Origin of the sequence: Comamonas sp. MYb396, from assembly GCF_037479555.1 — a bacterium.
Classification (GTDB): domain Bacteria; phylum Pseudomonadota; class Gammaproteobacteria; order Burkholderiales; family Burkholderiaceae_C; genus Comamonas.
In genome coordinates, this window is record NZ_JBBGYU010000011.1 from 37,460 (window position 1) to 58,746 (window position 21,287).

Consider the following 21,287-nt stretch of genomic DNA (forward strand, 5'->3'; position numbering starts at 1 on the left):
GCCATGGCAGACTAGCGCCTATGTCCCCTCCCGCCTTGCTTGTTGCCGATGACCACCCCCTGTTTCGCGCTGCCGTGGTGCAGGTGATCCGAGGGCGCTTTGGCGCCTTCGAGGTGCTCGAAGCCTCCAGTGCCAGCTCGCTCAGCGCAGCGCTGGCGGCCCACCCCGGCATCGAGCTGGTGCTGCTCGATCTGACGATGCCGGGCACGCATGGCTTTTCGGCGCTGCTGCATGTGCGCGGCGCCTACCCACAGTTGCCGGTGGTGGTCATCTCGTCCAACGACCATCCGCGCATCATCCGCCGCGCCCAGCAGTTTGGCGCCTCGGGCTTTATCTCCAAGGCCGCAGCGGCCGACGCGATCACCGCAGCGATCGAGGCGGTGCTGGAGGGTGACACCGTCTTTCCCTCGATGGCCGCCGAGCTGTCGCAGGAAGATGCCGAGCTGGCTGCGCGCATGGCGCAGCTGACGCCGCACCAGTTCAAGACCTTGCTGTACCTGGCCGATGGCCTGCTCAACAAGCAGATTGCGCAGGAGATGGGCGTGACCGAGCACACGGTGAAGGTGCATGTGACTGCGATCCTGAAAAAGCTCGGCTGCCACAGCCGCACCCAGGTCGCCGTGCTGGTGCGCAACCTGGAGGCCGATGGCGGCCTGCCCACGGACGACTCAGCGCTGGCGTAGCAGCAGCTGGCCGACCAGTGCACGCAGCGCCGCCGGCCGCGCAGGCTGCGTCAGCACCCCCCAGCCCAGCGCAATGGCCTGCTGGCTGGCGGCATCTTGGCTGTCCGCATCCGTGCTGAGCCAGACGACGCCCGGTGCCTTGGGCCCGCAGGCCTGCAAGGCGCGGACCGCTGCTGGCGTGGCATACGCCGCATCCACCACTAATAAGGCCGGCCATGCGTTCTGGCTGCCTTGGGCCTGTGCCAAGGCCGCCTCGGCATCGGCCTGCGGCACCACCTGGCAGCCCCAGCGCTGCAGCAGTGGGGCGGCGCCGGCGATGGCGGCCGGGCCAATGCACCAGGCGCTGGCGCCTTGCAGCGGTGCGGCGTTGGCGACCGCAGGTGCTGCCTCCGGGGGCTCGCGCGCGGGCTCCGGGGCCAAGGCGGTTTGGCTCAGCGGCACCTCGACCCAGAAGACCGAGCCCCGGCCCAGCGCCGAGCGCAGCCCAATCGGGTGCTGCAACAGGCGCCCCAGGCGCTCGACAATGGCCAGGCCCAGGCCGGCGCCCCGCTCATGCTGGCGGCCTGTCTCCAGCCGGCGGAATTCTTCAAAAATCTCGCGGTGCAGGCTCTCGGGGATGCCCGGGCCCTGGTCATGCACCTCGATACGCAAATGCTGGCCGACGCGGCGGCAGCCCAGCACGATGCGGCCCTGGCGCGTGTAGCGGATGGCGTTGGAGAGAAAGTTCTGCACGATGCGGCGCAGCAGCGCCTCGTCGCTGTGCACCACCGCGCGGCAGGGAACGACCTGCAGCTGCAGGCCATGGCCCTGGGCCAGCACGCCCAGGCTGCTGCCCAGCTGGGCCAGCATGGGCTGCAGCGCAAAGTCGCGGCGGTTCACCTCAAGCTGGCCCGATTCCATGCGTGCAATATCGAGCAGGCTGTTCAGGATGTCGTCCTGCGAGGCCAGCGCGCCTTCGACATCGCTGGCCAGCTGCAAGGCCTTGTCACTCTGCACATGCTGGCGCAGCAGCGATGCAAACACGCGCGCAGCGTTCAGCGGCTGCAGCAGGTCATGCACGGCGGCAGCGACAAACTTGGACTTGTAGCGGTTGGCCTGCTCGGCCTCGCGCTTGGCCTGGGCCAGGTCTTCGGTGCGGTCGGCAATGCGCTTTTCCAGCGCATCGGCCAGCGAGCGCAGCTCGCGCGCGGCGTTCTTGTAGCTGGTGATGTCGGCGTAGCTCGTCACAAAGCCGCCATCGGGCAGGGGGTTGCCCCGGATCTCCAGCACCGTGCCGTCGGCCTTTTCGCTCTCGCGCGCATGGGGCTTGCCGCTGCGCAAAAACTGCATGCGCCGCTCGATGGCCTCGTCGATCGGCCCGGTGCCCAGCAGGCCCCGGCGCGCGTTGTAGCGGTACAGCTCCTCGACCGGCATGCCCACTTTCAACAGCCCCGCTGGCAGCCGGAACAGCTCCATGTAGCGCGAGTTCCAGGCGACCAGGTTCAGCGCGGCATCGATCACCACCACGCCCTGGGGCAGGTGTTCCAGGCTCTGGCTGTGGCCGGCATCGGCCTGGTGGGCAGCGGCCACGATGCCATCTTGCGCGCTGCGCAGCTCTTGGGCGTGTTGCTTGAGCAGCGCTTCGAGCTCTTCGCGGCTGCGCTGGCGCAAGGCCGACAGGCGCTGGCGCTGGCGCGCATAGAGCAGCAGCAGCGACAGCGCCAGCCAGCTGCCGCCCGCCGCCCCTGCGGCCCACCAGGCAGAGGCCAGGCTGTTGTCCACATCGTGCAGGATATGCAGCTGCCAGCTGGTTTCGGGCAAGGTCACCGTTTGCCAGAGTTTGCGGCCCACGGCCGGGTCCTGCCACTGCACGAGCGCGCCGCCTTCGTCCAGCGGCTGCTCCTGCGCATAGCGCATGGGCTTGAGCGGCTGGCTGCGGTACTGCTGGGTGCGGTCCATCTCCTGCTGCGCAAGGGCATCGATGGGTTTGAGCTTGCGGTAGCGCCAGTCCTCGTTGCTGGCCAGAAAAACGACGCCGTTGGTATCGCTGGCCAGCACGATGTCGGGGTTCTGGATCCATTCGCGCTCGAGCTCCAGCAGCACGATCTTGATCGCGATCAGGCCCAGCACCCGGTGCTGGCCACCGGCATCGCTGCTGATGGCGCGCGAGAGGAAGTAACCGGCCTCGCCGGTGGTCACACCGATGCCGTAGAAGCTGCCCTTGTCCTGCGCCAGCGCCAGTTGCACATAGGGGCGAAAGCTGTAGTCCTCGCCCACATTGCTGGACGGCGTGCGCCAGTTGCTGGCGGCCAGTGCCACGCCCTGGGCATCGATCAAGGTGAGGGTGGAGGCCAGGCTGGCGCCGTTGGCCTGCTCCAGCTTGCGGTTGAGGCGTACCACCTGCTCGGGGCTTTGCGGGTGGGTGAGCGCCTCGCGCAGCTCGGCATCGAGCGCCAGCACATCGGGCAGCACCCGGTAGCGGTCCAGGCGCTGGCTAAGCGCCTGCGCATACAGGACGAGCTGGCGGTGGGCCTGCAGGTTTTCCTCGGCCAGGCTGTGCTGCAGCATCCAGTGCCAGGCGCCCGCAGCAGCAGCGGCCGTGCTCAGCAGCACGGCGCAGAAGGTCCACAGGGATCGCAGGGAGCGGCGGGGAATCATGGCTAAGGTGTAACAACGGGCTAGGTAGTTTCCCTGGGTTTGGGTTTTCCGTAGCTCTGGGAAGGCAACGCCTAATACTAATGTCTAATGGGCAATCTGTAAGGGCTGGGATACAAACGCGCCTCAGCGCACCGAGTTGGTGCCGAGAATCTTTGGAGCCCCACCATGCAGATCGATACCACCGCCAGCCAGGCGCCTGTACAGGCACCGCCTTTTTACCGGACTTTGTACTTCCAGGTGATTATCGGCATCACCATCGGTGTCTTGTTGGGGCATTTCGAGCCCCAATATGGTGCGGCGATGAAGCCCTTTGGCGATGCCTTCATCAAGCTGATCAAGATGATCATCGCTCCGGTGATTTTCCTGACCATCGTGACCGGCATTGCGAACATGACGCACCTGAGCACGGTGGGCCGTGTGTTTGGCAAGGCCATGGTGTACTTCCTGACCTTCTCGACGCTGGCGCTGATCGTGGGCCTGATCGTGGCCAATGTGATGCAGCCGGGCGCCGGCATGCACATCAATGTGGCCGATCTGGACCAGAAGGAAGTCAGCTCCTACGTGGCCAAGTCGCATGACATGACCTTGACCGGTTTTGTCATGGACATCATCCCCAAGACCCTGATCAGCCCCTTTGTCGGCGACAACATTCTGCAAGTGCTGCTGGTGGCGGTGCTGTTCGGCGTATCGCTGGCGATGGTCGGTGACAGCGGCAAGCCCGTGCTCAACCTGCTCGAATCGCTGACCAAGCCCGTCTTCAAGCTGGTCAACATCGTGATGAAGCTCGCCCCCATCGGTGCCTTTGGTGCGATGGCTTTCACGATCGGCAAGTTCGGTCTGGGCTCGCTCTTGAACCTGGCCGAGCTGGTCGCGACCTTCTACATCACCTCGCTGCTCTTTGTGCTGGTGATTCTGGGTGCCGTGGCCCGTGCCTGCGGTTTCTCGGTGCTCAAGCTGATCCGCTACCTCAAGGATGAGCTGCTGCTGGTGCTGGGCACCTCGTCGTCCGAATCGGCCCTGCCATCGCTGATGCACAAGATGGAAAAGGCCGGTTGCAGCAAGTCGGTGGTGGGCCTGGTGGTGCCTACCGGTTACTCGTTCAACCTCGATGGCACCAACATCTACATGACCTTGGCGGCGCTGTTCATCGCCCAGGCGACCGACACCCACCTGACCCTGGGACACCAGATTGCGCTGCTGCTGGTGGCGATGCTGAGCTCCAAGGGCGCTGCGGGCGTGACCGGCGCGGGCTTCATCACGCTGGCCGCTACCCTGGCCGTGGTGCCGGAAGTGCCGGTGGCCGGCATGGCGCTGATCCTGGGCGTGGACCGTTTCATGTCCGAATGCCGCTCGCTGACCAACTTCATCGGCAATGCCGTGGCCACCGTCGTGGTCTCGCGCTGGGAAAACGCGCTGGACTACACCAAGCTCAACGCGGTGCTGAACAACGAGCCGGTGCTGGAGAACGCGCCCGTGCAGGTGCCCGTGGTGGATACCGCCAAGGGCTGATCAACACCCCGCTCCAAAAGGAATGGCCTGCAGATGCAGGCCATTTCTTTGTCTGTGAAATGCAGAGAAAAGTTTCTCAGGGCAGCGGGTGCAGCAGGCCATACATCGCCCGCAGGCGCAGGGTATCGCGCCCCAGCTTGCGCTGGTTGGGCAGCTTGCCGACCCAGCGCATCTGCTGCACGGTGCGTTCCAGCGCGGCGCGCACGGCAGGCTCGGTCTGCGCCAGCCAGGCATGCCAGTCGGCACGCGCGGCCTCCAGGGTGCCGGCATTGTCCAGGAACAGCGCGGTGGAATGCGCATAGCACAGCGCATCCTTGACGATGCACAGCGCAGGCGGCAAGGTCGCCAGCGGGTCGTCCTCAAAGTCGATATAGCCGATGACGCCATCGGGGCAGCGCACCATGTTGCGGGCAAAGGCCTGGCTCAGGCAGGTGCCGCTGGCATGCACGCGCTGCAGCGCGGCAAAGCCCTGCTGCCACAGCGCCAAGGTGCTGGCGGGGGCTTGGCGCGCGGCGGCCTCGATCTCGTCGCTGAGCGACGGCGTATCGCCGCCGGGCAGGCCCAGGTGGCGCATCAGAAAGCCCTCGGGCGCATCGGCCAGCACGAGCGGCACGCGCAGGCCGCGTGCATGCAGGTCGCGCAGGCGCCGCACCTCTGTCGCAATGGCGGCTTGCCCGCCGGGGTTGACCACGGGCTGCAGCACCGGCACATCCAGCAGGCGCGAGAGCAGGCCCAAGGTCCGGTAGCGCCAGGCCGCTATCGCCGGGCCGGCTTTTTTGAGCCAGACCGATTCGCCCGGCAGCTCATAGCGCACCACATTGAAGGCCTGGCTGGCCAGATGCTGCTGCAAAAACGCGGCATAGTCCGGGCGCTCGGCGGGCAAGGTGCCGGGCGGGGCGCCAGCGGGGGCAGGGGGCTGTAAGGGGGAAGCGGTATCGGTCATGCGCAAGCGGGGCGCACGCCGCAGCGGCCACTCCAGCAACAGTGAAAACCTTGCATTATCGCTGCCCGCTCAAGAGGCCTCGGCCGCCTGGGGCACCATGTCCTGGTGGTCGGCCGGTGCCGAGGGTTTGACATGGGGCTGCGCCAGTGGCTGGAAGCTCTCGGCGCTGGCCAGCGGCCAGTAGGTGCGAAAGACGTCGTGCTGGTGCGCCAGGTCGTCCAGCAGCGCGCCAGGCCGCACCTGCAAGAGCAGGTTGGACAGCAGGCGCACCTCGGTGTCGCTGATGCGGCGCACGATATGGTGGGCATTGAGCTCGCAAGGGTGCTGGAGGCCGGCGGCCTGCACCAGCTCCTGCAGCGCATGCAAGGTGCTTTTGTGAAACTGGGCCACACGCGTGGCCTTGTCGGGCACGACCAGGGCCTGCTGGCGCACGCCGTCTTGCGTGGTCACGCCAGTGGGGCAGTTGCCGGTGTGGCAGGTCTGGGCCTGGATGCAGCCCAGCGCCATCATGAAGCCCCGGCCGGCATTGCACCAGTCGGCGCCCAGCGCCATCATGCGGGTGATGTCAAAGGCGGTGATGACCTTGCCGGCGGCGCCCAGCTTGATGCGGTCGCGCAGATTCACGCCGATCAAGGTGTTGTGCACCAAGAGCAGGCCTTCTTGCAGCGGCACGCCGACATGGTCGGTGAACTCGACCGGCGCTGCGCCAGTGCCGCCTTCGGCACCGTCGACGACGATGAAGTCCGGCGTGATGCCGGTCTTGAGCATGGCCTTGACGATGGCAAACCATTCCCAGGGGTGGCCCAGGCAGAACTTGAAGCCGGTGGGCTTGCCGCCCGAGAGCGTGCGCAGCCGGGCGATGAAATGCATCATCTCCTCGGGCGTGGAGAAGGCGCTGTGCCGGGCCGGCGAGATGCAGTCTATGCCCACCGGAATGCCGCGTGCCGCCGCGATCTCGGGCGTGACCTTGGCGCCGGGCAGCACACCGCCATGGCCGGGCTTGGCGCCCTGGCTGAGCTTGAGCTCGATCATCTTGACCTGGGGCTGGGTGGCGTTGGCAATGTAGCGCTCTTCGCTGAAGCTGCCGTCGTCGTTGCGGCAGCCAAAGTAGCCCGAGGCCACCTCCCAGATCAGGTCGCCGCCATGCACGCGGTGGTGCTGGCTGATCGAGCCTTCGCCGGTGTCATGGGCAAAGCCGCCGATCTGCGCGCCCTTGTTCAGCGCCAGGATGGCATTGGCCGACAGCGCGCCAAAGCTCATCGCCGAGATGTTGAAGACGCTGGCATGGTAGGGCTGGGTGCAGGGCGCGACCGATTGCGACGGCGCATCGGGCGAGCCGCCGATCCAGACGCGGAAGTTATGGCCGTCCAGCCGCGTGGGCGCCATCGAGTGGTTGACCCATTCATAGCCGCGTGCGCCCACATCCATCAAAGTGCCAAAAGGGCGGTTGTCCGGGTCGCCCTTGGCGCGCTGGTAGACCAGCGAGCGCTGGGCGCGCGAGAAGGGCAGGGCCTCGGTATCGCTTTCGATGAAGTACTGGCGCATTTCCGGGCGGATGAACTCCAGAAAAAAGCGCATATGGCCGATGACCGGGTAGTTGCGCAGGATGGCGTGGCGCGTCTGGCGCCGGTCGCGCAGGCCCAGCAGCGTGAGTGCGGCGCCGGCCAGCACGGCCAGCCACCACCAGGCGCTGGCCTGCAGCACCAGCGCAATGATGCCGACGACCAGCAAGAGCATGCACAGCGCCATCACGGTGTAGCGGACGGGGAAAATCTTGTTGAGCTGGTTCATGGGGTGTGGGGTGCAGGTCAGACCGCCCAAAAGCGCGCACAAATCCCGGGCTGCAGCACAGGCGCCTGGCTGGCGCTACACTGCAGGCCCTGCCTGGCGCAGCGGCCGTCTGCCATTGCAATGTTGTTACAAAACCAGACCCATCATAGGGGGCGCTGGTGGCATTGCAAGCGTGCAGGGGTTTGTGCTGTGCGGCCCCCTATTGAGAGAGCTCCGATGACCCAGCCCCAGATCCCCGATGGATTGAATGACGACCAGCTGACCGAGATTGACCAGATCCTGGAAGACATGCGCACGCGCGCCGAAGAAATTCCGCAGTGGGAATTTGCCGACGGCGCGCTCACCGCGCTGGTCTGCACGCGCCGCGCGGTGCCGGTCGAAGAGTTTCTGCCGATGCTGGTGGGCGATGGCGAGCTGCTGGAGCGCGATGCGGACGGCAAGCTGCCGCAGCTGCCGGCCTTCCAGGACCAGGCCCAGCAGGACCGTTTTCTGGAGCTCTGGCAGATCCGCTGGAACGAGGTGACTGCCCAGCTCGACGCCGATGTCAAGAGCCTCGAAGATGACGACACCTTCCAGCCCGATGCGATGGACATGCGCGGCGCCATTGCCAGCCTGCCCGAGGAAGAGCGCCAGGAGCTGGACGGCCAGGAGATCCCCTCGTTTGGACAGGTCTGGGCGCTGGGCTTCATGTTCGTCGTGGAAAACTGGGCCGATGAGTGGACCGCACCGCGCGACAAGGAAGCGGCCCGCTGGCTGAACGATGCGCTCGAATCGGTGGTGGCCCTGACCGAGGACGACACCGGCACCCCCACGGTCTGCATGTACGACGAAAATGGCCCGGCCAGCACCAGCCAGGAGCGCGTGGAGACCTTTGGCGAAGCGATCTGGGCGGTGTATGACCTGCGCCAGATCTGGAAGAGCATGGGCCCGCGCCAGGCCACCATCGTCAAGGGCGAGGTGCCCGGCCGCAACGACCCCTGCTCCTGCGGCAGCGGCAAGAAGTTCAAGAAATGTTGCGGCGCCTGATAGCAGGCGTTCACCATCCGCTCTGAGAACAGCCGCTTTTGCGGCTGTTTTGCCGTCAGGCCGCTCAGGGTCATCGCCATGGACGGGCAGTGGCTCTAGAATGGCCTGGTTTTCATCCTCTTTTGGCCAAGGATCACCGATGAACCTCATGAACATCATCACCAAGCAACTGATCGAGATCATCGAGTGGACCGATGACTCGCGCGATACCTTGTCGTACCGCTGGCCCGATGAGGACAAGGAAATCAAGAACGGCGCCCAGCTGATCGTGCGCGAATCGCAGCAGGTGCAGTTTGTCTCCGAAGGCCAGTTTGCCGACCTGTTCGGCCCCGGCCGCCACCAGCTGACGACGCAGAACATCCCGATTCTGTCGACCCTGCGCGGCTGGAAGTACGGCTTCAATTCGCCCTTCAAGTGCGATGTCTACTACATCAACACGCGCCTCTTTACCGGCAACAAATGGGGCACCTCCAACCCGGTGATGATGCGCGACAAGGACTTTGGTGTCGTGCGTCTGCGCGCCTTCGGCACCTATGACTTCCGCATCGTGCAGCCGGCCAAGTTCCTCAAGGAAGTGGCGGGCACGGACCAGAACTTCCGCCTCGACGAGTTTGCCGACACGATGCGCTCGCGCATTGTCAGCATCTTCAGCGAAGCGCTGGCCAAGGCCCAGGTGCCCGTGCTCGATGTGGCCCAGCGCTACACCGAGATGGGCGATGCGCTGCTGCAGCTGATCAACCCGGCCGTCACCGAAAAGTACGGCCTGGAGATCACCAGCTTCCTGCTGGAAAACGTCTCCGTGCCGCCCGAGGTGGAACAGGCGATCGACAAGCGCTCGTCGATGAGCGCGATCGGCAACCTCAACGACTATGTGAAGTACCAGATGGGCCAGGCCATGGCCAATGGCGGCGAAGGCGCGGCAGCGGCCACCATCCCCGCGACGATGGCGATGGGCTTTGGCATGGCGCAGGAGATGATGAAGGGCATGCAGCAGCCGTCCGGTGGGGCTGCCAGCGACCCCTTCTCGCCCGCTGCCGCACAGGCGGCGCAAGCGGCCCCCGCTGCTGCTGCGGCTGCCGGCGCCGGCCTGCAGGTGCTGACGCCCGAGCAGGCTGCGCAGGCGCTGGGCGTGACGGTGCAGGATGTCGTGACCGAGCTGGAGTCGGGCGCGCTCAAGGGCCGCAAGATTGGCAGCGCCTGGCGCATCTCGCAGGAATCGCTGAACGAATTCCTGCGCGGATAAATTTGCGCTGATTGCACATGCACCGCTGCCTTGGCCGGTGCATGCGCGTTGGTGTGACCCCGTTTTGAGAGCCTGTGGCGCAGACCTGCTGTGCGCCAACGCTGAGTTTGACCGTGAATTCACCCACTCCCGCCACTGACCCCTTTGCGCCGCCACCGACCTCGATGGTGGCCAAGCATGTCTGCCCCGAATGCGGTGGCAATCTGGAATGGAATGCCAAGGCGCAGTCGCTCAAGTGCCCCTACTGCGGCACGGTGGTGCCCTGGACCGAGGAGCAGCAGCAACAGCTGGGGGGTGAGATCGTCGAGCAGGACCTGGCCGCCGCGCTGGCCAACCCCGCCAGCGGACGCGGCTGGGGCGAAGCGCGGCGCGAGTACCAGTGCCAGAACTGCCGCGCGATTTCGGTGTTTGTCGATGGGCGGGTCGCGTCGCGCTGCGATTTCTGCGGCTCACCCGCGATCCAGGCGCATGAAGAACGCAACGACGCGATCACGCCGCAAAGCCTGCTGCCGTTCAAGGTGAGCGACGGCCAGGTGCGCGACCTGATCCGCAAATGGTATGGCAGCCGCTGGTTTGCGCCCAACAAGTTCAAGAACGCGGCGCTGACCGATACCCTCAAAGGCATCTACTTGCCGTACTGGACCTTTGACGCCCATGTGCAGGCCCAGTGGCGGGCGGACGCCGGCTTTTACTACTACACCACCGAGCAGTACCGCGATGCCAATGGCAATATCAGCACGCGCCAGGTACGCCATGTGCGCTGGGAGCCGGCCTCGGGCAGCCTGCAGCATTTCTTTGACGATGAACTGGTCGCTGGCACGGTTGGGGTGCACCAGGGGCTGCTGCAGAAGGTGGAGCCTTTCCCGACCCGGACGGATCTGAAACCCTATTCGCCCGAGTTTGTGCGCGGCTGGACCGTCGAGCGCTACCAGGTCGACCTGAACCGGGCCGCCACGATCAACGAAGGGGATATGGACCAGCAGGTGCAGGCGCTGTGTGCGCGCCAGATTCCGGGCGACACTTACCGCAACCTGCAGGTGCAGCGCCAGTACCAGGGCCGCAGCTTCAAGCATGTGCTGGTGCCCGTATGGCTGGTGGGCTATACCTATGGCAGCAAGAGCTACCAGATTCTTGCCAATGGCTACACCGGCCAGTTGGCCGGTGAGCAACCCTATAGCTGGGTAAAAATTCTGTTCACCGCACTGGCGGTGCTCTTGGTACTGGTGTTACTGATGGCAGCCAGCCGTTAAGAGGGCAGGATGCAGGGGGTGGAACACCCCTTTGGTGTTCAGTGCTTAGCGACGGCGGCGGTTGCCATCCATGTTGTCGCCGACCTGGTTGCCAAAATAGGCACCGGCTGCTGCACCACCAATGGTGCCCAGGGTCGAGCCGAACACGGCATCACCCAGCACACCACCGGCCACGGCGCCCACGCCGGTACCGATCTGGGCATTGGTGGGGTTGCTGGAGCAAGCGGTCAGGCCGCTCAGCGCCAGCACGATGGAAGCGGTGGTGATTGCAAGTCGTTTCATTAGGGTTCTCCTCTTGGTCGCATCGGCTGTCAGTCGGAAGAGTGCTGCAAACCGGATTGCCATGGTTGAAGTGTGGCGCAGCGCACGCGCTTGCCGCATCGGCCAAGGCTAAGTTTGGGTGTGGGACAGCGCTTACTGGGCATACCCGTAGGGTTTCTGCGGCTTAGCCTCTATTTGAAGTGTTCTCCACGGTTTCAGAAAGAGGTTTAGGCTGCTGCTGGTCTCGTTGAGACCGATTTAAGCTTGTTGTGCTTTTTCGAGCTGTACGGGACTGAGGTAACCGAGCATCGAATGCCGCCGCGTTGGCTTGTAGGAGCGCTCGATGTGGTCGAACACGTCGGGGCGAGCCGCAGTACACCTTCCTGGCCTTGCGCCCGGTCTTCATTGAGCTGAAGAAGCTCTCCATCGCCGCATTATCCCAGACCTCACATGCTCTGCTCATGCTGCAGGTGATGCCTGTTCGCGCTGCAATCTCTGGAAGTGCGCGCTGGTGTACTGACTTCCTTGGTCCGAGTGATGCAGCAGTGCCACCCGTTTTCCCCGGCGCCAGACTGCCATCATCAGCGCGTCCACCACCAACTGCGAGGTCATGCTCTCTTGCATACCAGCGCACGATGCGACGCGAGTACATGTCCAGCACTGCTGCCACTTACAGCCAGCCTTCGGCTGTCCAGATGACGGCGCAAGTTGGCCACCCATTTCCGGTTCGGTGCATCGGCCTGGAACTGGCGGACCCGCACGTTGTCGGCCTCCACGCAGCGCTCGCCGCAGTCCTTGGGTAAGCCCCGGCGCCTGGGAAGGGCACGAAGAGCCTGCTCTCACACGAGCCGCTTGATGCGGTACGGGCCACAAGGTTGGCCCTGCTCCAGCACATCGCGCCACACATATCAGATTGACCGGCCATTCCTCTCTGTGCTTCGCCACCTCCTGTTTCATCTTCCGCCTTAACAAGGTGTCCCTGAAACCGGCAATATCCCATTCAGCCCTTTGAGTTCGTTAGTAATGCCAAATTCTCCATATTTCTTCAGGGCATAAACATTGCCTCGGATACACCCATCTGGCAAAAGAAATTGGCGATGCGTGTGCCTGCCTCAACCAAGCACAATGCCTGCTCGTCGGAAAATTTGACGTCTTCATTGCTTCTCCTTGGCGCCGTTTAGCACAGCCCGGGAGCAAGTTCAACTGTAGTTTCAAGCGTCCGGAATTCGGGAGACGTAAAACTCTGTACTTCAGGCGAGGAGCGAATGGTTGCCTTACTTGCTCCCTGTGTTTTTACTGCTCACACTCACTGTTTGCATTCTTGGTCGGCTGGGTGTTGCCATCAGGGTGATATTGACCATGGCGTCGTGTAACTGTAGCAGCTTCTAGTCGTTCATGACGGTGTTGACTAAAGTCAGAATATGTAAGCCCGGCTGCGAGTCTGTGTCATTGGCTGCGAGTCTGGGGTCTTGTGAAATCAGAATAATTTGGTGAATTTATGGATTGAACTAATTTTAGTTATCAACTCCCCCTATGCTCTAATAAGTATAAATATAATTATTCATATCGGATAATGATGGATATATTGTGTTGATATATCAGAAATAGAATGAAATCTTTGTATCTATTTCCAGTGGGTGGAGGGCGATCGGTTATTGATGATTGAGGTTTGCAAAAAATAACATTTCTCTATATTTGAATTTTGGAAAATGGTATAAAGAGATCTCTGGTAACGAAATGGAGGTACTATGTTGCTAAAAAATCTCTCTCTAATTACGCTTGCGATTGGAACTTCTGCAAATGCAGCAGGATGGGTGGATAACGTAATTGATAACTCACCTGGTCAAATCTACCTGCAAGGTTGGGCATGTGATCCTAATCAGCCTCATGCAACAGGTTGGGTGCATTTCACAGTTAATAATCAGTTTATCTCCGCATTGCCAGCAAACCAGGAACGTGCAGATTTAGCGCAGGTCTGCGGGGGAACTACCGCACATGGTTATTCTGGTTGGGTTTCTGTGCCAGACGATGTTGCACAAAATGCAAGCCGTGGAAACAACTACAAGCGGCGAGATGTATATGTCACATTGGTGATGGATAATTTTTCGCCCAATGTTGAGGGAGGGAGGGCGAGAGGTGTGAAAATATGGAGTCCCACATATTATGATTTTAAATATGAATATTGGGGGCGATGTGTTCCCGATCCGTTATGGAATGACTCGCGCTATGCATTCACCAAAACTTCGATGAGTAGTATTATGAGCTGCCCGATACAAGGAAGAGAGCCGTATGAGATATTGAGAAAAGCTTATGTTGACATCAGTGATCCATCAATACCAAAGGGGGCAAGGGTAAATGTTTGCCATACACCAGAGGTGAACGATAAGTTGATACGAAATGGATGGTCTATAAGTGAGATATTCACGCCATCTGAGGACTGTGTGTCGTCGTTTAATTCCTATACCGCTTATGGTAAAAAGACTTATTACAACGTAAAAAGATACAATTATTTGACAATCATTAAAAATTAAACTAATACTCGCTAAATTCGCCTGCTTGTTGAAGTGCAGGCGTTTTTTTAGAGGGTTAGTTGTGGATTTTTTAATCGATTTGTCAAATGATTTACTCAATTCTATAGTTGGGTCTCCGTTATTGGATGAAAAAGCATTCACAGCTGCGCAGGTTTAGGGAGGTTCTGCAAAATCACTGAATTCAAAAGCATAAAAATCTGCAAACGATGTTTGTTTTGCCTATCTTATGGATGGGGCTGGGATTCCCTAGTTATGCTTGCTTCCCTCATCGCACGACGACCCGTAAACAAGGAGCAGCGGCGACAGCTACAACCCCTGATTCCAGCCTTTGTGCCCTCTGCCAAAGACGGTGCGCGCAAGCTAGCTGAGAGCGACCAAGATGTCCTCAACGGCATTGTGTTTGTGCTGCACAAAGGTATTGCGTGGGAAGACCTTCCCCAATCTCTTGGGTATGGCAGTGGCATGACTTGCTGGCGGCGCCTGCGCGATTGGAGCGCTGCTGGTGTCCGGGATCAGTTGCAACAAGCCATGCTCACTCGCTTGAGTGAGCATGGCCAGGTTGATTGGAGCCGGGCGAGCGTTGATGGCTCCTGGGTACCAAGCCCCCGGGGGGCCAGTAAACGGGTCCAAGCCCCACGGGCAAAGGAAAGCTTAGCTCCAGCGGCACATCGTTGTAGATGCTAGAGGCATCTCGCTGGTGACCTTGCTCGGTGTGGCCATCGGCTGACTCCAAGATGTTTGAGGAGTGTGGGGGCTCAATCCAAGTGATTTCAGCTGTGTCTGGACGCACGAAAGAGGCCTGCAAATTTGCATGCCGACAAGGGCTACGACTACAAACGTTGCCCGCACCTGAGGCAAAGGAGTATCGCCAGCCGGATCGGTAGAGGTGGGGTTGAAAGGCAGCGAGCGCCTGGGCCTGCACCACTGGGAGATGGAGAGACCGCACAGCGGGTTTGCCGGCTTTGGCAAGCTATAAATCCGGATTGAAAGACGGTTGGACAGCCACGAAGCACTGCAGAAGTTGGCCGCTGCGATCATTTATGCGCGCTGTCGTGGACAGATGGCATTTGCCAATGGAATGGACGCCCCTCCTTTATCGGAGCACAGTGAGCCCACCTTACTTGGCACCGTAGCAATGCGGCCAGCAAACGACTCGAACAGATCCCCGGCATCGGCCCGATAACCGCAAGTGCGTTGATTGCCTCTCTGGGCGACGCGAGAAACTTCAAGGATGGCCGGCAGGTTGCCGCGGGGCTGGGCCTGGTGCCCAAACAGCATTCCAGCGGCGGCAAACAGAATATGCTGGGCATCAGCAAGCTTGGCGACACTTACCTGCGCACGCTGCTGATACAAGGGGCTCGGTCAGTGGTCTATCACGCAGACCAGCCAAATCGAGAGGCGGCAAGTGCCACCTGTCAGTGGGTGTGCGGGGTTGCGCAGAGACACAACAAGAACATCGCTGCCGTGGCGTTAGCCAACAAGAACGCACGAATCTGCTGGGCCTTGCTCGCGGGGACAAGGACTATGACGAACGGGGTAGAACAACCAGCGTTTGAAACACTGAAGGCTCTGCCCGATCAACTTCGAACCGGGAGAAGATACCACCGATTGCTCAGGCAGTCATGCAGTGATGGCAAGACAGGTCAGACCGGGGCCAAGACAGTTCGATAAGAGTACAGCACTTCGAGTGCGCGTAGCCGATGGGACCTTGGTCAGCGAATTCCATCAGGGACCGCAGCAGCGAGCTGCCGCAAAAGTCCGGATATACGCGTGCACTCTTGACCTTCACGGCATCACGAATTGAAGGCTTGGCAAACCGGGGCGTCCATATAGACTCTTAATGTAAAACTGCACTGCGGCTTAAAATCGACAGTGCGCTAACTCTCAGCTCTGAAATCAGTGTCTTCGCAAAAGATCCCTAACTGATGTATCCAACCTAACAGCGATCTCATTTTTCTATGGGTTGGTAATGGCTTGCACCAGCGCCAGCAGGCGGCGCAGCGCATGCTGCACGGTGGCTTGGCGCACTGCGTGGCGGTCGCCGTCAAACCGCTGCACTTCACTGTGCAGCTGCCCGGCCACCTGCCAGCCAAACCAGACGGTGCCAACGGGCTTGCTGGCGCTGCCGCCATCGGGCCCGGCCACGCCGGTCACCGCCACGCTGACCTGGGCCTGGGACTGCGCAATCGCGCCCTGGGCCATCGCGCGGGCGACCGGCTCGCTGACAGCGCCATGGGCGGCGATCAGCGCAGCGGGCACATCGAGCATCGCGGATTTGGCGCGGTTGGAGTAGGTGACAAAGCCGCAATCGAGCCACTGGCTGGAGCCGGGCCGCTCGGTGCAGGCGCCGGCAATCAGGCCGCCGGTGCAGCTCTCGGCCGTGGCCATCATCCAGCCCCGGTGGCTCAGGTGCTGGGCCAGCTGGGCCACGGTTTCCGGGATGGGCAGCCCATCTTTGGTCAGCAAGGCAGCGGTGGCGTTCATAGCAGATGTCTCCCGATGGCGATGACAAGCAAGGTGCAGAAAGCGGCGACCAGATCGTCCCAGATGATGCCCCAACCGCCGCCCCAGCCAAAGCCTTTGAAGCAGCGATCCGCCCAGCGCACCGGCTGGGGTTTGACGGCATCGAAAAAGCGGAACAGCACAAAAGCGGTCAGCTGGCCCCAGAAGCCCGTGGGCATGACCAGCCACAAGATGAGCCAGAAGGCGATGATCTCATCCCAGACAATGGCGCCCGGATCAGCCACGCCGAGGTTGCGCGCGGTGGCCGTGCAGGCCCACCAGCCGAGCACCAGCGATGCGCCAATCACCCAGCCAATCGCCGCTGGCGTCAGCCACAGCTGCAACACCAGGTAGGCCACCCAGGCCCACAAGGTGCCCACCGTTCCCGGTGCCACCGGGCTCAGGCCCGAGCCAAAGCCCAGCGCCATCCAGTGCAGGGGATTGCGCAGCATGAAGGACCAGTTGGCGCGGCGGGGCGCCGCAACGGGGCCTGCTGCGCCGGGCGCGGAAGGGGAAAAGGGCGAGTCGCTCATGCCCGCCATCATAAGCCTGCGGCAAGGCGCTGTGCAGCACCAGCCAGCGCCGGGCCACCAGACCCGTCAGGCCTTGAAATGGTCAAACGAGGCCCAGTGCTGCGCTAGTGGCTGGCCTTGCGCATCGTGCACACGCAGGCTTGCTGCGGCGGTGATGCGGCCAATGCGCTGCACGGGGGTTTGCGCGGCCAGGCTGGCCTGCTGCACGGCATCGCGCAGGTCTGCGGCGGCCGTAAAGCACAGCTCGTAGTCATCGCCACCCGCCAGGCAGCATTGCAGTTGGAGGTCGATGGGCAGGTTGAGTGCCGCGCCCGGAGCGCCTGCGGTCGCTGCCATGCACGCCAGCACCCGGTCCGCCTGCAGCTCGGCACCCACCTTGCTGGCTTGCAGGATATGGCCCAGGTCGCCGACCAGGCCATCGCTCAAGTCCAGCGCGCTGCTTGCAATGCCGCGCAGCGCGGTGCCCAGGGCCACGCGCGGGCTGGGGCTTTCGAGCCGCTGGCGGGCTGCGGCCAGCGCAGCGGCGGGCAGCTGTACCTGGCCAAGCAAGGCCTCCAGCGCCAAGCGGGCATCGCCCAGCTGGCCGCTGACGTAGATGTCGTCGCCGGGCTGGGCGCCGCTGCGCAGCAGCGCCTGGCCGGCTGGCACCTCGCCAAACACGGTGATGCAGATGTTCAGCGGGCCCTGGGTGGTATCACCACCCACCAGCTCGCAACCATGGGCATCGGCCAAGGCAAACATGCCTTCCGAGAAGGCTTGCAGCCAAGGCCCATCGACAGCGGGCAGGGCCAGCGCCAGCGTAAAGGCCAGCGGCTGGGCGCCCGTGGCAGCCAGGTCGCTGAGGTTGACGGCCAGCGCCTTGTGGCCCAGGGTGCGCGGGTCCACATCGGCAAAGAAGTGGCGGCCCTGCACCAGCATATCGCTGGAGATGGCCAGCTGCATGCCGGGCCGGGGCGCGAGCAAGGCGCAGTCGTCACCGACGCCAAGCACGGCCCGCTGCACCGGCCGTTGGAAGTACTGCGCAATCAGTTCGAACTCGCCCTGTGCCATCTCAGCGCCCTCCCGGGCTGGCGTTGCGGCTCAAACGCAGCGGCAGCAAAAAGCTCAGCGGCCGGGTCAGCACCCGCTTGAGCAGCGCCTTGTAGATGTGCGAGCGCTCGACATTGCTGACGTTTTGCGCGCGCAGGGCCAGGCGGAACGCCAGATAGAAGCTCACCAGAATGTTGAAGCCGCCCAGCAAGGGCAGGGCCGCCACGCAGAGCCAGAAGCCGTGGAAGTGCAGCACCTCAAAGCCCATGCTGGTGGCGGCTGCGGCGATCTGACCGGCAGCGAGGGTCACGTGGCGGATATCGATGGGCAGGCCAAAGAACTGTGCCACCACCGGAATCAGCCCCAGCATGAAGCCCAGCGAGATGTTGGACGCAAAGCCGGAGATATGGCGGCGCATAAAGCCCGCCCAGCGCGCAGCGCGTGCCTTGCCCAAAAAGCCGGTGATGCGCGGGTTGTAGCGGATGGCCGAATCCATGTGGTGCAGCACGAACCAGTTCTCGGTCCAGCCGGCGATGATGCTGGAGGAGAACAGCAGCACGCCGGTAAACGCGGCATAGAACACCGAGGGGCCCAGCAGGGTCAATGACTTCAGCGTCTGCTCGGCCTCGTGCTGGTCGATGAAGGGCGAGCCGGTGGCACGCGCCCAGCCCCAGGTGAGCAGCAGCACCATCGGGAAGACGGTGAACACATTGCCCAGCACGGCGGCCACCTGGGAGCGCACCAGGTAGCTGACCTCGTCGACAAAGGACGCAATGCCGGCCTCGGTATCGCCCGACTCCTTGAGCTTGGCGGCCATCGCCGGTGCCGTCATCGCCGGCTGCTTGGTGGCGACGGTGAAGTGCAGCAGCTGGATCAGCACAAAGCTGATCGCATAGTTGAAGCCGGCGATGAAGCCGCCCCAGAACGCGGAGATGGCCACCGCATGCAGCGCGAACTTGATCAAGGTGGTGAAGGCCATCACCAGGCCGCCGCCCGCGGCCTTGCGCGCCATCTGCGCGTACTCGCGCTTGTCGCGGGTGATGTAGTGCTCACCGGTCTCGGCGCTGCGCTCGGCCACCTTGGAGGCCAGCAGCGACGAGTTGGACGAGATCAGCGCGCGGATGCTCTGGCGCTCCAGGCCCACGGCCACCAGGTGGGCCAGCAGCTTGGCGGTGATGACCTTGGGGTTGGCCGACAGCAGGCAGTCGAGCAGCTCGCGCACCCGCAAGATGCGCATGCGCAGCTGGCGCAGCCGGAACACGACGCCGACCGAGACGCCATTGTCTTCAAAGTGTTCGTAGATCGAGGCCACGGCGGTGCGGCATTCGTCCAGGCTGCGGCGCACGTTTTCTTCGGCCTCCAGCACATCGGCGGCCTTGGGGCTGGGGTGCAGCATCGCGCGGCGCAGCTCTTCGACGCCGCTGATCAGGCTGTAGAAGGGCTGGGTGTTCTTGGCGCTGCCGCTCATGCGCAGGCGCAGCTCCGGCGCAAAGCCGGCCGCCAGAATCTGGCCGGCGCAATAGGTGAGGGCATTGAGCACCAGGTGCTGCCAGGGCGAGAGGCGGTTGCCGTAGTGCTCCAGCCCGGCAATGCTGCCGGCATCGACATCGCTTTGCGCAATCTGCGTGGGGACGACCATCACCTCCAGCGACACAAAGCCGGGCGACAGCAGCTGGGCGATGCGCTCGAGCAAGGGCTTGTCCATGGCCTTGAGCCACTGGGCATCGAAAGGCGTGTGCAGGACCATCGAGAACAGCACGGTGGCGTCGATCGTCTCGGGCGTGGAGGGCAGCAGCTTCCAGCGCAGGCGCTCGGCCAGCTCATTGAAGAAGGCGGTGCGGGGCGCAAAGCCAAAATCGGCCAGCAGCGCCGTCAGGTCCACCGTCTGCAGTTGCACGGCCCACCAGCGCTGCACTTTGTCCCGCAGCGCGGCATCGCCATCGATGGCGTCCAGCAACTGGCTCACGCGGGCCACGGCCGCGTCGACCGAGTTTTGCTGGCCGCGAATCCAGGCGGCGATCTCGATGATCCAGAGGTTGCGCTCGGCCAGCGGGGCATCAGGGTCGAGCGCTGCGAGCAGCTGCGCCAGCGGATCTGGTTTCTTCTTGCTGAACATCAATGCAGCACTCGTCCTTGCGCCAGGTCGTCGTCTTGGGCGGGGTACTGTGTGGCGTCGAGCGTGAAGCGGGGGATCGGGCAGTCAAAGGTCTGGGCCTCATCGCTGATGCACAGGTAGCTGCCTTCCATGCTGCCTTGCGGGGTGGCCAGGCGGCACTGGCTCTGGTACTCAAAGGATTCGCCGGGAGCGAGCAGCGGTTGGTGGCCCACCACCCCCAGGCCTTTGACCTCCTGGACCAAGCCGGTGGCGTCCTTGATGATCCAGTGCCGCGCGATCAGCTGCGCGGGAACCTCACCACTGTTACGAATGATGATGCTATAGACAAAGTGGAATACGCCGGCCTCGGGCAGGGACTGCTCAGGCAGGTACTGTGGTGTCACCGACACCTCAAACTGGAACTTTGGCATGTGAAACTGGATTGAAGTCAGGTAGAAATACTAACTGCGACAATAGAGGGATGAGCTCCACCTACCGAATTGCCCCCTCAATCCTGTCTGCAGACTTTGCCCGCCTGGGCGAGGAAGTGCGCAACGTACTGGCCGCTGGCGCGGACTGGATACATTTTGACGTGATGGACAACCATTACGTGCCCAATCTGACCTTCGGGCCGATGATTTGCGCGGCCCTGAAGCCCCATGCGATCAAGCCTGACGGTACGCCGGCACCTATCGATGTGCACCTGATGGTGCAGCCGGTGGACGAGCTGGCCGCCGCCTTTGCCCAGGCAGGCGCCGACTATATCAGCTTCCACCCCGATGCTTCGGCCCATGTACACCGCAGCATCCAGGCCATCAAGGCGCAGGGCTGCAAGGCTGGCCTGGTGTTCAACCCGGCGATGCCACTGGACGTGCTGGACTGGGTGATCGAGGACATCGACCTGGTCTTGCTGATGAGCGTCAACCCCGGCTTTGGCGGCCAGAGCTTCATCGACTCGACCCTGCGCAAGATCGAAGCAACGCGCAAGCGCATCGACGCCAGCGGCAAGGACATCCGCCTGGAAGTCGACGGCGGCATCAAGGAAACCAATATCCGCCGCGTGGCGGATGCGGGGGCGGACACCTTTGTGGCGGGCAGTGCGATTTTTGGCAAGCCTGATTACAAGGGGGTGATTGAGCAGATGCGGGGGGCGTTGGGGTAGGCCAGAACTGAGCCCCTGAGGGGGCAGGCTGTTGGCAGCCGTAAAAAACAAAAACCGCAGCCATGAACTGCGGTTTTGCTTTGGGGAATGCC

Annotated in this window: 16 protein-coding genes and 3 pseudogenes; 9 read left to right on the forward strand and 10 right to left on the reverse strand. The window is 62.7% G+C overall.

What is annotated here, in order from left to right; all coding sequences use genetic code 11:
- Nucleotides 1-20: 20 nt before the first annotated feature.
- On the forward strand, nt 21-683 hold the full coding sequence (locus WH265_RS21435; protein ID WP_260718283.1) for a response regulator: 663 nt from the start codon (nt 21-23) through the stop codon (nt 681-683).
- Here WH265_RS21435 and WH265_RS21440 read toward each other — a convergent pair.
- Nucleotides 669-3,320 carry a PAS-domain containing protein gene (locus WH265_RS21440; protein WP_445228563.1) on the reverse strand — a complete coding sequence of 884 codons (2,652 nt, stop codon included), beginning with the start codon at nt 3,318-3,320 and terminating at the stop codon, nt 669-671. The genes WH265_RS21435 and WH265_RS21440 overlap by 15 nt on opposite strands.
- A 165-nt stretch (nt 3,321-3,485) precedes the next feature.
- Between WH265_RS21440 and WH265_RS21445 the strand changes: the two genes are divergently transcribed.
- Entirely contained in the window at nt 3,486-4,829 is a 1,344-nt protein-coding gene (locus WH265_RS21445; RefSeq protein WP_021025447.1) for a dicarboxylate/amino acid:cation symporter, read from the forward strand.
- 76 nt (nt 4,830-4,905) lie between these two features.
- Here WH265_RS21445 and WH265_RS21450 read toward each other — a convergent pair whose 3' ends face one another.
- Together WH265_RS21450 and WH265_RS21455 are read right to left on the reverse strand one after the other, a co-directional pair.
- Nucleotides 4,906-5,772 (reverse strand): hypothetical protein, encoded by an 867-nt coding sequence (locus tag WH265_RS21450; RefSeq protein WP_339559601.1) that lies wholly within the window; start codon nt 5,770-5,772, stop codon nt 4,906-4,908.
- Between the two features lie 69 nt (nt 5,773-5,841).
- Nucleotides 5,842-7,563, reverse strand: a complete 1,722-nt coding sequence (locus WH265_RS21455; protein WP_339521126.1) for an FMN-binding glutamate synthase family protein — start codon at nt 7,561-7,563, stop codon at nt 5,842-5,844.
- Between the two features lie 216 nt (nt 7,564-7,779).
- Here WH265_RS21455 and WH265_RS21460 point away from each other — a divergent pair, with 216 nt between their 5' ends.
- The 3 genes from WH265_RS21460 to WH265_RS21470 all read left to right on the forward strand — a co-directional run bounded on the left by WH265_RS21460 (nt 7,780) and on the right by WH265_RS21470 (nt 11,082).
- Nucleotides 7,780-8,589 carry a UPF0149 family protein gene (locus tag WH265_RS21460; protein WP_339559602.1) on the forward strand — a complete coding sequence of 270 codons (810 nt, stop codon included), beginning with the start codon at nt 7,780-7,782 and terminating at the stop codon, nt 8,587-8,589.
- Nucleotides 8,590-8,728: 139 nt separating this feature from the next.
- Nucleotides 8,729-9,832 carry an SPFH and helix-turn-helix domain-containing protein gene (locus WH265_RS21465; protein WP_339559603.1) on the forward strand — a complete coding sequence of 368 codons (1,104 nt, stop codon included), beginning with the start codon at nt 8,729-8,731 and terminating at the stop codon, nt 9,830-9,832.
- A 164-nt stretch (nt 9,833-9,996) separates the two neighbouring features.
- The gene (locus WH265_RS21470; protein ID WP_339521144.1) at nt 9,997-11,082 is read left to right on the forward strand and encodes a TFIIB-type zinc ribbon-containing protein; all 1,086 of its coding nucleotides are present in this window, start codon (nt 9,997-9,999) and stop codon (nt 11,080-11,082) included.
- Between the two features lie 45 nt (nt 11,083-11,127).
- Here the strand turns inward: WH265_RS21470 and WH265_RS21475 are convergent, their stop codons facing one another.
- Nucleotides 11,128-11,364, reverse strand: a complete 237-nt coding sequence (locus tag WH265_RS21475) for a glycine zipper domain-containing protein (protein ID WP_027010612.1) — start codon at nt 11,362-11,364, stop codon at nt 11,128-11,130.
- A 237-nt stretch (nt 11,365-11,601) separates the two neighbouring features.
- Nucleotides 11,602-12,248 (reverse strand): annotated as a pseudogene (locus WH265_RS21480) (IS3 family transposase); the annotation flags it as partial.
- Between the two features lie 843 nt (nt 12,249-13,091).
- On the opposite strand from WH265_RS21480, the gene WH265_RS21485 reads away from it, so the two are divergent.
- The 3 genes and pseudogenes from WH265_RS21485 to WH265_RS21495 form a co-directional block, all read left to right on the forward strand.
- Complete coding sequence (locus tag WH265_RS21485; protein WP_339559604.1) at nt 13,092-13,874, forward strand: hypothetical protein; 783 nt, start codon at nt 13,092-13,094, stop codon at nt 13,872-13,874.
- A gap of 252 nt (nt 13,875-14,126) precedes the next feature.
- Nucleotides 14,127-14,922 (forward strand): annotated as a pseudogene (locus tag WH265_RS21490) (IS5 family transposase); the annotation flags it as partial.
- Between the two features lie 71 nt (nt 14,923-14,993).
- Nucleotides 14,994-15,386, forward strand: a pseudogene (locus tag WH265_RS21495) (transposase); the annotation flags it as partial.
- A gap of 444 nt (nt 15,387-15,830) precedes the next feature.
- Here WH265_RS21495 and WH265_RS21500 read toward each other — a convergent pair.
- From WH265_RS21500 to apaG, 5 genes are read right to left on the reverse strand one after another with little or no spacing between them, the layout of a single operon-like run.
- A complete protein-coding gene (locus WH265_RS21500) occupies nt 15,831-16,358 on the reverse strand; it encodes a CinA family protein (RefSeq protein ID WP_339559605.1) in 528 nt (175 codons plus the stop codon).
- Nucleotides 16,355-16,918: a phosphatidylglycerophosphatase A family protein gene (locus WH265_RS21505; protein WP_445228564.1), complete on the reverse strand. Its 564-nt coding sequence runs from the start codon at nt 16,916-16,918 to the stop codon at nt 16,355-16,357. Before WH265_RS21505 ends, WH265_RS21500 begins: the two co-directional genes overlap by 4 nt.
- A 57-nt stretch (nt 16,919-16,975) precedes the next feature.
- Complete coding sequence (gene thiL / locus WH265_RS21510) at nt 16,976-17,959, reverse strand: thiamine-phosphate kinase (RefSeq protein WP_339559606.1); 984 nt, start codon at nt 17,957-17,959, stop codon at nt 16,976-16,978.
- A 1-nt stretch (nt 17,960) separates the two neighbouring features.
- Nucleotides 17,961-20,054 carry a site-specific recombinase gene (locus WH265_RS21515; protein ID WP_339521131.1) on the reverse strand — a complete coding sequence of 698 codons (2,094 nt, stop codon included), beginning with the start codon at nt 20,052-20,054 and terminating at the stop codon, nt 17,961-17,963.
- Nucleotides 20,054-20,464 carry a Co2+/Mg2+ efflux protein ApaG gene (apaG, locus tag WH265_RS21520; RefSeq protein ID WP_021025695.1) on the reverse strand — a complete coding sequence of 137 codons (411 nt, stop codon included), beginning with the start codon at nt 20,462-20,464 and terminating at the stop codon, nt 20,054-20,056. The genes WH265_RS21515 and apaG overlap by 1 nt, the downstream gene beginning before the upstream one ends.
- A 50-nt stretch (nt 20,465-20,514) precedes the next feature.
- Between apaG and rpe the strand changes: the two genes are divergently transcribed.
- Complete coding sequence (gene rpe / locus WH265_RS21525; protein WP_021025696.1) at nt 20,515-21,195, forward strand: ribulose-phosphate 3-epimerase; 681 nt, start codon at nt 20,515-20,517, stop codon at nt 21,193-21,195.
- Nucleotides 21,196-21,287 lie beyond the last annotated feature (92 nt).

What these genes read in the sequence shown, in the direction of transcription:
- WH265_RS21435 (WP_260718283.1), top strand. Translation starts at nt 21, where the DNA reads ATGTCCCCTCCCGCCTTGCTTGTTGCCGATGACCACCCCCTGTTTCGC.
- WH265_RS21440 (WP_445228563.1), bottom strand. Translation starts at nt 3,320, where the DNA reads ATGATTCCCCGCCGCTCCCTGCGATCCCTGTGGACCTTCTGCGCCGTG.
- WH265_RS21445 (WP_021025447.1), top strand. Translation starts at nt 3,486, where the DNA reads ATGCAGATCGATACCACCGCCAGCCAGGCGCCTGTACAGGCACCGCCT.
- WH265_RS21450 (WP_339559601.1), bottom strand. Translation starts at nt 5,772, where the DNA reads ATGACCGATACCGCTTCCCCCTTACAGCCCCCTGCCCCCGCTGGCGCC.
- WH265_RS21455 (WP_339521126.1), bottom strand. Translation starts at nt 7,563, where the DNA reads ATGAACCAGCTCAACAAGATTTTCCCCGTCCGCTACACCGTGATGGCG.
- WH265_RS21460 (WP_339559602.1), top strand. Translation starts at nt 7,780, where the DNA reads ATGACCCAGCCCCAGATCCCCGATGGATTGAATGACGACCAGCTGACC.
- WH265_RS21465 (WP_339559603.1), top strand. Translation starts at nt 8,729, where the DNA reads ATGAACCTCATGAACATCATCACCAAGCAACTGATCGAGATCATCGAG.
- WH265_RS21470 (WP_339521144.1), top strand. Translation starts at nt 9,997, where the DNA reads ATGGTGGCCAAGCATGTCTGCCCCGAATGCGGTGGCAATCTGGAATGG.
- WH265_RS21475 (WP_027010612.1), bottom strand. Translation starts at nt 11,364, where the DNA reads ATGAAACGACTTGCAATCACCACCGCTTCCATCGTGCTGGCGCTGAGC.
- WH265_RS21485 (WP_339559604.1), top strand. Translation starts at nt 13,092, where the DNA reads ATGTTGCTAAAAAATCTCTCTCTAATTACGCTTGCGATTGGAACTTCT.
- WH265_RS21500 (WP_339559605.1), bottom strand. Translation starts at nt 16,358, where the DNA reads ATGAACGCCACCGCTGCCTTGCTGACCAAAGATGGGCTGCCCATCCCG.
- WH265_RS21505 (WP_445228564.1), bottom strand. Translation starts at nt 16,918, where the DNA reads ATGGCGGGCATGAGCGACTCGCCCTTTTCCCCTTCCGCGCCCGGCGCA.
- thiL (WP_339559606.1), bottom strand. Translation starts at nt 17,959, where the DNA reads ATGGCACAGGGCGAGTTCGAACTGATTGCGCAGTACTTCCAACGGCCG.
- WH265_RS21515 (WP_339521131.1), bottom strand. Translation starts at nt 20,054, where the DNA reads ATGTTCAGCAAGAAGAAACCAGATCCGCTGGCGCAGCTGCTCGCAGCG.
- apaG (WP_021025695.1), bottom strand. Translation starts at nt 20,464, where the DNA reads ATGCCAAAGTTCCAGTTTGAGGTGTCGGTGACACCACAGTACCTGCCT.
- rpe (WP_021025696.1), top strand. Translation starts at nt 20,515, where the DNA reads ATGAGCTCCACCTACCGAATTGCCCCCTCAATCCTGTCTGCAGACTTT.